13 protein-coding genes are annotated in these 13545 nt (G+C 71.3%); 4 read left to right on the forward strand and 9 right to left on the reverse strand.

The features are described 5' to 3' along the window. From J1M41_RS08455 to J1M41_RS08470, 4 genes are all read right to left on the reverse strand, one after another. Positions 1-1598 (reverse strand): ABC transporter ATP-binding protein (locus J1M41_RS08455; RefSeq protein WP_036313325.1); only part of this gene is annotated, 1598 nt, incomplete at its 3' end. Between the two features lie 126 nt (positions 1599-1724). Next, on the reverse strand, positions 1725-2882 hold the full coding sequence (locus tag J1M41_RS08460) for a BMP family protein (RefSeq protein WP_061866928.1): 1158 nt from the start codon (positions 2880-2882) through the stop codon (positions 1725-1727). Positions 2883-3026: 144 nt separating this feature from the next. Further along, positions 3027-4283, reverse strand: a complete 1257-nt coding sequence (locus J1M41_RS08465) for an amidohydrolase (RefSeq protein WP_061866929.1) — start codon at positions 4281-4283, stop codon at positions 3027-3029. A 61-nt stretch (positions 4284-4344) separates the two neighbouring features. Beyond that, positions 4345-5496, reverse strand: a complete 1152-nt coding sequence (locus J1M41_RS08470) for a mannose-1-phosphate guanylyltransferase (protein WP_206451558.1) — start codon at positions 5494-5496, stop codon at positions 4345-4347. A 247-nt stretch (positions 5497-5743) separates the two neighbouring features. On the opposite strand from J1M41_RS08470, the gene sdhC reads away from it, so the two are divergent. From sdhC to J1M41_RS08490, 4 genes are all read left to right on the forward strand, one after another. Next, a complete protein-coding gene (gene sdhC, locus J1M41_RS08475; protein ID WP_010079344.1) occupies positions 5744-6148 on the forward strand; it encodes a succinate dehydrogenase, cytochrome b556 subunit in 405 nt (134 codons plus the stop codon). A 3-nt stretch (positions 6149-6151) separates the two neighbouring features. Further along, on the forward strand, positions 6152-6631 hold the full coding sequence (locus tag J1M41_RS08480; protein ID WP_036314556.1) for a succinate dehydrogenase hydrophobic membrane anchor subunit: 480 nt from the start codon (positions 6152-6154) through the stop codon (positions 6629-6631). Positions 6632-6708: 77 nt separating this feature from the next. Further along, positions 6709-8496, forward strand: coding sequence for a succinate dehydrogenase flavoprotein subunit (gene sdhA / locus J1M41_RS08485; protein WP_100057761.1), 1788 nt, complete (start codon positions 6709-6711; stop codon positions 8494-8496). After that, the gene (locus tag J1M41_RS08490; RefSeq protein WP_002856582.1) at positions 8496-9287 is read left to right on the forward strand and encodes a succinate dehydrogenase iron-sulfur subunit; all 792 of its coding nucleotides are present in this window, start codon (positions 8496-8498) and stop codon (positions 9285-9287) included. Before sdhA ends, J1M41_RS08490 begins: the two co-directional genes overlap by 1 nt. Before the next feature lie 178 nt (positions 9288-9465). Here J1M41_RS08490 and J1M41_RS08495 read toward each other — a convergent pair whose 3' ends face one another. The 5 genes from J1M41_RS08495 to J1M41_RS08515 all read right to left on the reverse strand — a co-directional run bounded on the left by J1M41_RS08495 (position 9466) and on the right by J1M41_RS08515 (position 13384). After that, on the reverse strand, positions 9466-9987 hold the full coding sequence (locus J1M41_RS08495) for a hypothetical protein (protein WP_206451559.1): 522 nt from the start codon (positions 9985-9987) through the stop codon (positions 9466-9468). A 7-nt stretch (positions 9988-9994) separates the two neighbouring features. Then, positions 9995-10579, reverse strand: a complete 585-nt coding sequence (locus J1M41_RS08500; protein WP_342214093.1) for a hypothetical protein — start codon at positions 10577-10579, stop codon at positions 9995-9997. A gap of 108 nt (positions 10580-10687) precedes the next feature. Then, the gene (locus J1M41_RS08505) at positions 10688-11284 is read right to left on the reverse strand and encodes a hypothetical protein (RefSeq protein ID WP_206451561.1); all 597 of its coding nucleotides are present in this window, start codon (positions 11282-11284) and stop codon (positions 10688-10690) included. Positions 11285-11342: 58 nt separating this feature from the next. Continuing rightward, a complete protein-coding gene (locus J1M41_RS08510; RefSeq protein ID WP_206451562.1) occupies positions 11343-12626 on the reverse strand; it encodes an ABC transporter permease in 1284 nt (427 codons plus the stop codon). Further along, the gene (locus J1M41_RS08515) at positions 12623-13384 is read right to left on the reverse strand and encodes an ABC transporter ATP-binding protein (protein ID WP_129867141.1); all 762 of its coding nucleotides are present in this window, start codon (positions 13382-13384) and stop codon (positions 12623-12625) included. Before J1M41_RS08515 ends, J1M41_RS08510 begins: the two co-directional genes overlap by 4 nt. Positions 13385-13545: the final 161 nt, after the last annotated feature.

A 13545-nucleotide genomic window follows, 5' to 3' on the forward strand; every position in this document is an offset into this window, starting at 1 on the left:
CACGGGCGCTCTCCTTCCGTGGTGGGGTGGGCGGCGGGCGCCTCACCGGCGGTGCCGGGCGTGCCCGCGGCGACGTCTGCGCCGGAGGCGAGGGCCGCGTCGTCGGGGGTCTGGCCGGCCATCATGAGGCCGAGCGTCTCGCGCGAGGTGTCCCCCGGCACGATGCCGACGATCCGCCCGTGGTACATCACGGCGATCCGGTCCGCCAGCTCGAGGACCTCGTCCAGCTCGGTGGAGACGATCAGCACGGGGGTGCCGGCGTCGCGCTCGGCGATGATCCGGTCGTGCAGGAACTCGATCGAGCCGACGTCCACGCCGCGCGTGGGCTGCGAGGCGATGAACAGGCGCAGCCCGTCCACGAGTTCGCGGGCCATGACGACCTTCTGCTGGTTGCCTCCCGAGAGGGAGGAGACCGGCAGGTCCACGCCCTGGGTGCGGACGTCGAACTCGGCCACGCGGCGCTCGGCGAGCGCCCGCACCGCGGCGGGGCGCATCTGCACGGCGTTGCCGGCCGGGGCGACGTCGTACCGGTTGAGCACCATGTTCTCCGCCACGGAGAACGGGCCGACGAGCCCGTCCGTGGAGCGGTCCTCGGGCACGAAGCCGACGCCGGCGCGGATGATCTGGCGGGTGGACCGGCCGATCAGCTCCCGACCGTCCAGGGTGACGGAGCCGGTGGCCTTGACCAGGCCCATGATCGCCTCGGTCAGCTCGGTCTGCCCGTTGCCCTGCACACCGGCCACGGCGAGGACCTCGCCCTGGCGGACGGCGAAGGACACGGCGTCCAGCAGCACCTGGCCCGTGGGCGAGACGACGGAGAGGTCCTCGACGCGGAACGTCTCCTCCCCCAGGGTCGGGGCCGTCTTGCGCCGCTCGAGGACGACGTTCCGGCCCACCATGAGGGCGGCCAGCTCGGCGGCCTCGGCGGAGGGCTCCGCCGTGCCGACCACGCGGCCGCGGCGCAGCACGGTGATGTCGTCCGAGACGGCCTTGACCTCGCGCAGCTTGTGGGAGATGAACACGATCGCCGTGCCGTCCGCCCGCAGCTGCCGGATGATGCCGAGCAGCTCGTCGGTCTCCTGGGGGGTGAGCACGGCGGTCGGCTCGTCCAGGATGAGGATGCGCGCGTCGCGGACGAGGGCCTTGATGATCTCGACGCGCTGCTGCACGCCCACGGGCAGGTCCTCGACGACGGCGTCCGGGTCCACGTCGAAGCCGTACTGCGCGGAGATCTCCCGGATCCGCCGGCGGGTGGCCTCGAGGTCGAGCACGCCCAGGGCGCGGGTGTGCTCGTCGCCGAGGGCCACGTTCTCGGCCACCGTGAAGACGGGCACGAGCATGAAGTGCTGGTGCACCATGCCGATGCCCGCGCGCATGGCCTCGCCGGGGCCGGAGAACCGGACGGGCTCGCCGTCGAGCAGGATCTCCCCCTCGGTGGGCTCGTAGAGCCCGAAGAGGACGTTCATCAGGGTGGACTTGCCGGCGCCGTTCTCGCCGAGGAGGGTGTGCACCCGCCCCGACTCCACGGTCAGGTTCACGTCCTCGTTCGCGGCGAACGAGCCGAAGCGCTTGGTGATCCCGCGCAGTTCGAGCCTCATCGAGGGCCTTCCGTCTGGTCGATGCTCGTGGTGCCGCGCTCGGCGGCGGGGGCGGGCCGGGCGCCCGCGCGCCGCGGGGCCGGTCCGGAGGGGTCCGGGCCGGCCCTGCGGCGGTGGCGAGGCGGGTCAGGCCTCCGGGGAGTACTCCGAGCCGACCTTCAGCTCGCCCGAGACGATCTTGGCCTCGAGATCCTTGAGCTCGTCCTTGAGCTCCTGCGGCACCGTGTCCTCGAAGTCGTGGAACGGGGCCAGCTCGACGCCCTTGTTCTCCAACGTGCCCACGTAGGGCTCGGCCGAGAACTCGTCCTTCAGGTCCGCGGCGATCACGTCGGCGACGGACTGGCCCATGTTCTTCTTCACCGAGGTGAGGATCAGGTTGCCGTCCTTGGTGGACTCGTAGCCGTCCGAGTCCGGCCAGATGACCTTGACGTCCTTGCCGCCCTGGTTCGCCTCGCGGACGGCGTCCAGGGTGCCCAGGCCCACGGGGCCGGCCACCGGCATCACGATGTCGGCGCCCTCGTTGATGAAGTTGGCGGTGTTCGTCTTGCCGTTGGCCACGTTCTTGAAGTCGCCCGTGAAGGAGCCGGTCTTCGCGTCCTTGTCCCAGCCCAGGACCTTGACGTCCTTGTCCTTGACCTCGTTGTAGTGCTCCACGCCGCGGGCGAAGCCGTCCATGAAGATGGTGACGGTGGGGATCTCCATGCCGCCATAGGTGGCCACGGTGCCGGTCTCGGTGGTGCCCGCCGCCAGGTAGCCGGCCAGGAACGCCGCCTGCGCCGTGTCGTAGGTGAGCTTCTGGAAGTTGTCGGAGAAGCCCTCCGCGGTGACGTCCACGCCGAAGAAGTGGGTGTCCGAGTGCTGCGCGGCGATCGGCTTCATGGCGTCGCCGAGGAGGAAGCCCACGCCGATGACGGCGTCGCAGTCGGCGTTGACCATGGCGGTCACGTTCGGGGTGAACTCGCTGGGCTCGTTCGACTCGGCCTCGCTGGTGGTGATGCCGTAGGCCTTCTCGGCGGCCTTGAGGCCCTCGTAGGAGGACTGGTTGAAGGAGCGGTCGTCGAAGCCGCCCTCGTCCGAGACGATGCAGGCCTTGTAGTCCTTGTTGTCCGAGCCGACGCCGTCCACGGTGGCGATGGCCTCGCTCTCGGCGGCGCCGGAGCCCGAGGCCTCGGACTGCTCCGGCGGGGCGCCGCACGCGGTCAGCAGCAGGCCGGAGACGCCGAGCGCGGCGACGGGGAGCAGGAGACGACGACGGCGCGCGGCCGACGGGGTGGCGATGCCCATGGGGTCCTCATTTCGGAAGGCACGGTGCGAGGCCCGCGGCCGGTGGCCGCGGAAAGACGGGGCCCGTGCGGGCGGCCCCGTCCGGATGAGCGCGAGTCTACCGAACGGTGGGCCCGTCCCCTCCGGCGGGTGCGGGCGGCGGGGTCAGTGGTGGTCCTCGCCCGTGAGCACCTGCAGCGCGGCGGCGGTGAAGACCCGCATGCCCACGCCGATGGCCCGCTCGTCCGGCGCGTAGTCCCCGCGGTGCAGATCGTAGATGGGGCCACCCGGGGACCGGGTGCCGAGGCGCAGCATGGAGCCGGGCACCTTCTGGGTCATCCAGGCGAAGTCCTCGCCGCCCATCGACTGCGGGGTCAGGACGATCGCCCGCGAGCCGAGCTCCCGCCGCGCCGCGGTCTCGATCAGCGCCGTCTCGCCCTCGGTGTTGTGCACCGGCGGGACGCCGCGCACGTGCTCGAGCTGCACGTGCACGCCGTACGGCGCGGCCACCTGCCGGACCACCTCGTCGAGCAGCGCACCGGCCTCCTCCCACACGTCCGCGTCGAGGCAGCGCATGGTCCCGGCCAGGTAGCCGGTGTTGTCGATCGCGTTGGGCGCGCTGCCGGCGGCGATCTGCCCCCACACCACCGAGACGGCCGAGCGCACGTCGATCCGCCGGGAGAGCACGGCGGGCACGTTCACGGCGATCTGGGACAGGGCGAAGACCATGTCCTCGGTGAGGTGGGGCCGCGAGGTGTGCCCCCCGCGTCCGGTGAGGGTGATCCGGATGGTGTCCGCCGCCGAGGTGATGGCGCCGATGCGGGTGCCGATCGAGCCGACGTCGACCTGGGGGTCGCAGTGCGCCGCCAGGATGCGGGGCACGTCGTCGAGGATCCCCTGGCGCAGCACGGCCAGGGAGCCGCCGGGCAGCCGCTCCTCCGCGGGCTGGAAGATGACGCGGACCGTGCCGTGGACCCGCTCGCCGGCCGCGCGCAGGTCGGCGTCGGCGGTGGCCCCGCGGAGGATGCGGCCGAGGGCGACGGCCACACCCGCCATGACGGCGGTGTGCATGTCGTGGCCGCACGCGTGCGCGACGCCGTCATTGACGGACACGTAGGGCAGGCCGGTCTCCTCCTCGACCGGCAGCGCGTCGATGTCCGCGCGCAGGGCCAGCACCACCGGCCCCTCCCCGACGTCCACGTAGGCGCCCGTGGACTCCATCCGCACGGGCGAGAGCCCGTAGCCGGAGAGCAGCTCCACGATGCGGTCGGTGGTGCGGTACTCCTCATAGGAGAGCTCGGGATGCCGGTGCAGGTCCCGGCGGAAGGACACGATCTCGTCCTCGAGCTCGGCCACCACGGGGCCCACCGAGGGGACGGAGGTCGGACGGGGCCCGGTCAGCACGGAGTCGGAGGTGGTCATGGCCCAGCACCCTACTCCGGGGGTGCCGGTCGGTGCGGGCCGGACCCGGCCCAGGGCGCGGTCAGAGGACCTCGTCCACGCCCTCCGCCTTGAGCGCCTCGACGGCCTTCTTGACCTCCTGGGCGTGCTCCGTGGTGGTGACCAGCAGCGCGTCCTCGGTGTCCACGACGACGACGTCCTCGATGCCGATCAGCGCGATGACGCGCTTCGTGTCCGTCACCACGACGCCGGACGCGTCGTCCGAGTACACGCGCGGGGTGTCGCCGATCACCGTGATGCCGGAGGCGTCCTTGACCGGGTTCAGGCGGGCGATCGCCGCGAAGTCCCCCACGTCGTCCCACGTGAAGGAGCCGGGGATCACGGCCACGTCGCCGACGGCGGCGGCGGGCTCGGCCACGGCGTAGTCGATGGCGGTCTTCGTCAGCTCGGGCCACACCCGGGCCATGACCTCGTCCCGCTCCGGCGTCTCCCACGCGCGGGCGATCTCCATCAGGCCGGCGTGCAGCGCGGGCTCGTTCTCCTCGAGGTGGGCCAGCATGAGGCCCACGGGCGCCACGAACATGCCCGCGTTCCAGAGGTAGCGGCCGGACTTCACGTACTGCTGGGCGACCTTCAGGTCCGGCTTCTCCACGAACGCGGCGACGTCGTGCGCGTCCGGGGCGCCGGCCACGCGGAGGCGGCGGCCCCGGCGGATGTAGCCGAAGCCCGTGGCCGCGTGCGTGGGCTCGATGCCGATGGTCACGATCCGGCCCGTGGCCGCCGTCTCGACGGCCTGCCGCACCGCGTCCTGGAAGACCTCCACCGGGGAGATCACCTGATCCGCCGCGAACGAGCCCATGATCGTGTCCGGGTCGCGCAGGGAGAGGATCGCCGCGGCCAGGCCGATGGCGGCCGCGGAGTCCTTCGGCGAGGGCTCGAGCACCAGATCCGTCTCCGCCAGGGCCGGCAGCTGCGTGCACACCGCCTCCCGGTGGGCCTCCCCGGTCACCACGAGCATGCCCGCGGCCAGGGGCGCCAGACGGTCCCACGTGGCACGGATCAGGGTCTGGCCCGAGCCGGTGAGGTCGTGGAGGAACTTCGGCGCGGCGGCCCGCGAGAGGGGCCACAGGCGGGTGCCCACGCCCCCGGCGGGGATCACGGCCTGGAAGCGGGACAGGGCCGTGCCCGGCGCGGCCTCGCGCGGGGCATCGGTCAGGTTCGGATCGGTGCTCACCGGCCCAGACTACGGAACCGTCCGGACGGGGGACCACTCGACGCGTCCCAGGCGGGGCACAGCCCAGACCGAACAGGACGGCGGCGGGGCGCAGCACGCGTCACAGTGGTCGCCCGGGTCCCCGATCGGGCACGGAGGCGCGGGAAGGGTCTACCCTAGGCGGAGGAATCCACTCGCACACGCCCCTGCCCGTCGTCGTCCCACGGCGGAGGACCGGGATCGTGCATTCCCCCTGGAGGTATCAACCGTGTCTAGCGCCACTGCGCAGGCCCCGGCCAAGAACGGCCGCGGAACCCTGTACCGGGGCCACGGCGGCATGTGGTCCTGGGTGGGCCACCGCGTCACCGGCGTCGTCATCTTCTTCTACCTGCTCGTCCACGTGCTGGACACGGCCCTGGTCCGGGTCTCCCCCGAGGCTTACGACGCCGTGATCGGCTCGTACAAGACGTGGTACTTCGCGCTCGGCGAGGCCGGCCTCGTCGCGGCGATCATCTTCCACGCCCTGAACGGCCTGCGCATCATCCTGGTCGACTTCTGGAAGGGCGGCACCCAGCACCACAAGACCCTGCTGTGGATCGTGCTGGGGCTGTGGGTCGTCCTGACCCTGGGCTTCGCCATCCGTCATTTCAGCCTCGCACTCGGAGGTCACTGAGCCATGAGCACCACCGCTGAGACCACCATCGCGGCGCCCCGCAGCCGCCGTCTGGACCCCAAGTACACGCGCGACGGCGGCGGCCGCGGCAACTTCGAGATGCTCGCCTGGCTGTTCATGCGCATCTCTGGTGTCTTCCTCGTCGTGCTGATCGCCGTGCACCTGACCACCAACCTGCTGGTGGGCGACGGCATCCACGCCATCGACTTCGGCTTCGTGGCCGGCAAGTGGGCGCACCCGCTGTGGCAGTTCTGGGACCTGGCCCTCCTGTGGCTGGCCATGCTGCACGGCGCCAACGGCGTGCGCACGATCATCAACGACTACACCCGCCGCGGCAGCGCCCGCTTCTGGCTGACGATGATCCTGTACATCGCCACGGCCGTGATCATCATCCTCGGCACCCTGGTGATCTTCACCTTCGATCCCTGCATGGTGGACGCCTCCGGCGCCCTGCTCGAGGGCTCCCCGGCCTTCTGCGGCTGACCCCGGCAACGTTCACCCTGCGGTGCGGCCGGCCCGAGCGGCCGCCGCGTCACAGACACCCAGAAAGAGAGACCTGAATGCAGGTGCACAAGTACGACGTGGTGATCGTCGGCGCCGGCGGCGCGGGCATGCGCGCGGCCATCGAGGCCGGTCAGCGCGCGCACACCGCCGTCCTCACCAAGATCTACCCCACGCGTTCCCACACCGGCGCGGCCCAGGGCGGCATGTGCGCGGCCCTCGCCAACGTCGAGGAGGACAACTGGGAGTGGCACACGTTCGACACCGTCAAGGGCGGCGACTACCTGGTGGACCAGGACGCCGCGGAGGTCATGGCCAAGGAGGCCATCGACGCGGTGCTCGACCTCGAGAAGATGGGCCTGCCCTTCAACCGCACCCCCGAGGGCAAGATCGACCAGCGACGCTTCGGCGGCCACACCCGTGACCACGGCAAGGCGCCCGTGCGCCGCGCCTGCTACGCCGCGGACCGCACCGGCCACATGATCCTCCAGACGCTGTACCAGAACTGCGTCAAGCACAACGTGGAGTTCTACAACGAGTTCTACGTGCTCGACCTGCTGCTGGTGGAGGAGGACGCCGTGCGCGAGGACGGCACCGCCTACAAGCAGAAGCGCACCGCCGGCGTCGTCTCCTACGAGCTGGCCACCGGCGAGATCCACGTCTTCCAGGCCAAGTCGGTCGTCTTCGCCACCGGCGGCGCCGGCAAGGTGTACAAGACCACCTCGAACGCCCACACCCTCACCGGCGACGGCATGGCCATCGCCTACCGCGCGGGCCTGCCGCTGGAGGACATGGAGTTCGTGCAGTTCCACCCGACCGGCCTGGCCGGCCTGGGCATCCTGCTCTCCGAGGCCGCACGCGGCGAGGGCGGCATCCTCCGCAACGCGGACGGCGAGCGCTTCATGGAGCGCTACGCCCCCACCATCAAGGACCTCGCCCCGCGCGACATCGTGGCCCGGTCCATGGCCGAGGAGGTCCGTCAGGGCCGCGGCGCCGGTCCCAACAAGGACTACGTGCTGCTCGATCTGACGCACCTGGAGCCCTCGCACATCGACGAGAAGCTCCCGGACATCACCGAGTTCGCCCGCACGTACCTGGGCGTCGAGCCCTACACGGAGCCGGTGCCGGTGTTCCCCACCTGCCACTACTTCATGGGCGGCATCCCCACGAACATCAAGGCCGAGGTCCTCCAGGACAACGACACCGTCGTGCCGGGCCTGTACGCCGCCGGCGAGGTGGCCTGCGTGTCCGTGCACGGGTCCAACCGCCTGGGCACCAACTCGCTGCTGGACATCAACGTGTTCGGCCGCCGCGCAGGCATCTACGCCGCCGAGTACGCCGCGCAGGCGGACTGGGTGGAGCTGCCCGAGGGCGGCGAGCTGCCGACCGTGGAGCACATCGAGAACCTGCGCTCCGCCACCGGGTCCGAGCGCGTCGCGGACATCCGCGCCGAGCTCCAGGAGTCCATGGACGCGGACATGCAGGTCTTCCGCGACGAGGACTCGATCCGCCGCGCACTGGCCAAGATCGAGGAGCTGCGCGGCCGCTACGAGAACGTGTCCGTCCAGGACAAGGGCCACCGCTTCAACCTCGACCTGCTCGAGGGCATGGAGCTGGGCTACCTCCTGGACATCGCCGAGGCCATGACCCTCGCGGCCCTGGGCCGCAAGGAGTCCCGCGGCGGGCACTACCGCGAGGACTACCCCGACCGCGACGACGAGAACTTCATGGCGCACACCATGATCTACCGTGACGAGACCGCGGAGATGGAGGGCGTCAAGGGCATCCGCTTCGAGACCAAGCCCGTCGTCGTGACCCGTTACCAGCCGATGGAGCGTAAGTACTGATGAGCCACTCAGCAACCGAGACCGAGGCCCCCGTGGCCCAGGCGCAGACCCAGTCCGCCGGTGGCGGCGCAGGCGAGGTCGAGAGCTTCGACATCGTACTCAAGGTCCGCCGCTACCTCCCGGAGTCCTCCGAGGAGTCCTACTGGGACGAGTGGCGCCTGACCATGTACGGCACTGACCGCGTGCTGGACGCCCTGCACAAGGTCAAGTGGGACCACGACGGCACCCTGTCGTTCCGCCGCTCCTGCGCCCACGGCGTGTGCGGCTCCGACGCCATGCGCATCAACGGCCGCAACCGCCTGGCCTGCAAGACGCTCCTGAAGGACCTCGACCTGTCCAAGCCCATCCTGGTGGAGCCCATCAAGGGCCTGCCGGTGGAGAAGGACCTGATCGTGGACATGGACCCGTTCTTCCAGTCCTACCGCGAGATCATGCCGTTCCTGGTCGCCGAGGGCCACGCGCCCACCAAGGAGCGCTACCAGTCCCAGGCCGACCGGGCGATCTACGACGACACCACGAAGTGCATCCTGTGCGCCGCGTGCACCTCGTCCTGCCCGGTGTTCTGGACGGACGGCCAGTACTTCGGCCCGGCCGCCATCGTGAACGCGCACCGGTTCATCTTCGACTCGCGTGACGAGGCCGGCGACATGCGCCTGGAGATCCTGAACGACAAGGAGGGCGTGTGGCGCTGCCGCACGACCTTCAACTGCACCGACGCGTGCCCCCGCGGCATCCAGGTGACCAAGGCGATCTCCGAGGTGAAGCAGGCCATCCTGGCCCGCCAGTTCTGATCCCCCGCACCACGACGGCGGCCCGTCTCCTCACCTCGAGGGGGCGGGCCGCCGTCGTCGTGCGTGGTGCCCCTCCCGCCGAGGCCCGCAGACGCGCCGTCACCGGCCCGGCGTAGCGGCGTGTCTGCGGGCCTCAGCGTGGGGGCGGGGTGGGGACGGAGGCGGGTGCGGTCCGGGCTCAGCCGTCGAAGGCGTCGCGCGTCTCCCGCCGGTGCGCCACACGCAGCCACACGGCGCTGGACACGAGCATCCCGACGACGGCGCCCAGCACGACCGGGCCCCCTCCCCCGGCCTGCACCATCCGCCCGCCGTCGACCATCCAGAAGGCCGCCGTGAGCATCCCCAGCACCACGAGCACGCTCCCCACGGGGCGCACGGCCCGGATGCGGCGGGTGATGCCGGCCAGGAGCACCAGGGTCAGGACGACCACCGCCGCGGCGGCCACCGGCCACGCCCCCGCCGGGGTGAGGAACGCGGCGACGTCGGCGTCGGTGACCTCGCTCGCGCCCCAGGAGCGCGCCTCCAGCACGGCGCGGGCGTAGCCGGGCGACGACTGCAGCGCGAGCACGCCCCCCACGCCGGCCGCGCTCAGTGCCCCCGTGACTGCCGTGACGGTCTGGAACAGGCGCAGGGGACGCAGCGACGCGAGATCGGGGGCGGGGTCCGTGGTCTCGTGGGGATCGTCGTCGAGGGGGTGCATGCCCCCATCATGCCCGGCGGCGCAGGAAGGTCGTTGCGAGGCCCGGGTTGAAGGCGCACACGAGCCAGGCCGCGTTCACGAGCGCGAACAGCCCGCCCAGGACCAGGGGCAGCACCACGTCCCCGGCGGGGAAGACGAACAGGCGGATGGTCCCCAGCAGCGTCACGAAGATGGCGATCGAGGCGAACAGGGCACCCATGATGCGCGCCGTGTTGCTGTGCCGGGTCAGCCCGACGAGGACGATCGCGTAGACCGCCAGACCCAGCAGGGTCGCGAACCAGACACTGCCGGTGAGGGCGCCCTCGATCGCCTCGGCGGTCATCGCGGGCGACTGCGCGCCGCCCTCGGGCAGCGAGTCCGCGATGTCCTGGGCCGCGCCCGGGAGGAGGTTGCGCAGGATCGACGCGGCGTAGAGGACCGCGGACGCGACCGTCAGTCCGAGCAGCGCCCGGAACACGCCGGGCGTGCGGGCATCGGGGCGGATGAGCGGGCGGGCGTCCGGGCCGGAGTGCCCGGCGATGCGCCGCCGCGCCTCATCCGGGCCCACCACGGGCCGCCCGCCGCCGTCCAGGTCGTCGGAGTGGGGGGACACGGGATGCGGGGGTCGATGATCGGAGGCCATGTCGCCATGGTCTCCGCTGGCCGACGCCGGGGCGAGGGCTGGCGACCCAGGACTCGCCGCCGGCGAACGGCGTCGGGATCAGGCGCGGCGGCCCTGACGGGTGTAGGCCGCGACCTGCGGGTTGAAGGCCTTGACCAGCCACAGGATGTTCACGATCACCAGCGCCAGGCTGAGCACGGAGGCCAGGACGCCGCCGATGCCGGGGTAGGTCACGAAGGAGAAGATGCCGCCGACGGCGCTGAGGGTGCCCAGGATCGCGACGACGATGCCGAGGATGCGGGCCCAGTTCTTGGCCCCGCGGAGGTTGAAGTACACCAGGGCGTACAGGGCCACGCCGATGAGCAGGACGATGATCGTGCCCACCGTCACGGAGGCGCCCACGACAGGCGCGATCTCCTCCACCTGCTCGGGGGTGAGGCCGCTCTGGCGAAGGGAGTCCCGCATGCGTTCGATGCTCTCCTCGCCGCCGAACAGGGCCGGCAGGGAGGACAGCACGTACAGCGCGAGCGACGTGAGCGTCAGCGTCAGGAGCGCGGGGAACGCGGCCGGCTCCGGGACGATGCCGTACGAGCTGCCCGGCTGGGCACCATGGCCCGGGGCCGCGTAGGGCTGCGTGCCGTAGCGGGAGCCAACGGCGGGCTGCTCCGGGTCCGGGTTCGGTCGATCGGTGGTCATGGTGTGCTCCTCGGTGTCGGGGGTGCGGGTGGTGGTGATGACGGGCGCGGCGGCAGGATCACTCGTGCCGCAGTGCCTCGATGGGATCCTTGCGGGCCGCACGCAGGGCGGGCAAGGTGCCGGCGATGAACGCGATGGCCACGATCAGCAGCAGGATCAGCAGCAGGGCGAGGGGGTTGACCGCGAACAGGACCAGGCCGGTGACGCCGCTGAGGGGGCCGGTGGTCAGCACCTGGTTCGCGATGAGTCCGACGGCGACGCCCAGGCCGATGCCGATCAGCGAGCCGAGCAGGCCGATCACGACGGCCTCCATGGTGAACAGGCCGAAGATCTTCCCGCCGGTCATGCCGAGGGCCTTCATGAGGCCGATCTCCCGGGTGCGCTCCTGCACCGCCATGAGCAGGGTGTTGATGATGCCGAAGCTAGCGGCGAGCAGTGCGATGAGTGCGAAGCCGGTGAGCACCCACGTGACGGCGTCGATGATGCCGCGGATCACGCCGAGCTGCTCCTCGAGGGTCTGCGCCAGCAGGCCCTGGTCGGCCAGCGCCTGCTTCACGGCGTCCTCGTTGGCCTCCGGGTCCTCCACGATCGCCGTGGCCTGGAAGTAGGTGTCCCGCTGGGACTCCGGCAGGCCCTCCGTCGTGATGTCGTAGATCGCCTGCTCGAGCGACTCCGACGGCGTCGGGGCGGTGCCCGCACCGGACGCGGCCGCCTTCGTCACACCGACCACGGTGGCCGTCACGGACTTGTGCTCCTGCAGCGGGGTCGCCGCCACGACGGTCAGCTCCGTGCCGATCAGGTCCTCGGCGTCGCTGGCGCCCAGGTCCTCCACCCACGACTCGGGCATGACGATCTCCGCGGCGCCGGCCTCGGGGGCACGGCCGGCGGAGAAGGTGAGCATGTCGATCTCACCGGAGCTGCCCATGAAGCCGGTCTGCCACTTGCGGTCGTCCGGGCCCTGGATGTACTCCGGCTCGGCCACCCGATAGGTCTTCACCTCGGTGACGTGCTCGGTGTCCTCGATCGCGGCGAGGTCCTCCTGGGTGAGCAGTGGCATGCCGAACATCTCGCCGCCGGCGGCGTCCTGCTCCGTGTACTCCTGGGGCGAACCGCTCGCCACACCGGCCGAGGACATGTCCTGCTGCTTCATCACGGTCAGCTCGCCGGGCTTGCCGAAGCCCTCGACCACGTTGTCCACGTACTTGTTGATGCCCGCGCCGAGCCCCGTGGTGAGGGTCAGCGTGAATGCGCCGATCACGATCGCGACGACGGTGAGGAAGGTGCGCAGCTTGGAGCGCATCGTGTTGGCGAGCGCCGTGCCCGCGACGTCGGTGGCCTTCATGCCCGTGCTCCGTCCTGCTCGGTGCCGACGCGCTCGTCGGCGATGACCACGCCGTCCTGCAGCTCGACGCGACGGTCGCACTGGGCGGCCAGGTCGTCGTCGTGGGTGACCACCACGAGGGTGATGCCCTCGTCGCGGTGCAGGCCGAAGAGGATGTCCTCCACGGCCGCCGAGGTGGCGGAGTCCAGGTTGCCCGTGGGCTCGTCCGCGAACAGCACCGTCGGGTTGTTCACGAGCGCGCGGGCGATGCACACGCGCTGCTTCTGGCCGCCGGAGAGGTCCGTGGCCCTGTTCTTCGCCTTGTCCGCGAGCTCGAGCCGCTCGAGCACCGCCATGCCGCGGCGGGCGCGCTCGGCCCGGCCCACGCCGGCGATCTTCAGCGGCAGCACGGTGTTCTCCAGGACCGTCTGGTTCGGGTTCAGGAAGAACTGCTGGAACACGAAGCCGAACCGCTCGTTGCGCAGCTGGGAGATCTCCGCGGCCTTGAGCTGGGAGACGGGACGGCCGTCCATCGCGACGACGCCGGCGGAGGGCTGGTCCAGCAGCGCCAGCAGGTGCATCAGGGTGGACTTGCCGGAGCCGGACTTGCCGACGACGGCCAGGGACTCGCCGCGCTGGATCTGCAGGGTGATGCCCTTCAGCGCGTCGAAGCGGGACGCCCCGCGGCCGTAGACCTTGACGAGGTTCTCCGTCTCCAGGACGGGCTCGGCGCCGGGTGGGACCTCGGCGACGGCGGGGATGGGGACCGCGGTGGACATGGCTCCGGCACTCCTCTCGGTGGGGCTCGCCCCCGCTGCGGCAGGAGCGGAGGCAGTGCACCCATCCTGACAGCCGGGCACGCGCCGCCACCTCCGCCTCGAGTCGGAGAACACGACGGCCCACGTCCCCCGCAGGTCGGGGGCGCGGGCCGTCGTCGGGA

This window comes from Micrococcus sp. KRD096, assembly GCF_017168495.1.
GTDB classification, from domain to species: Bacteria; Actinomycetota; Actinomycetes; order Actinomycetales; family Micrococcaceae; genus Micrococcus; species Micrococcus luteus.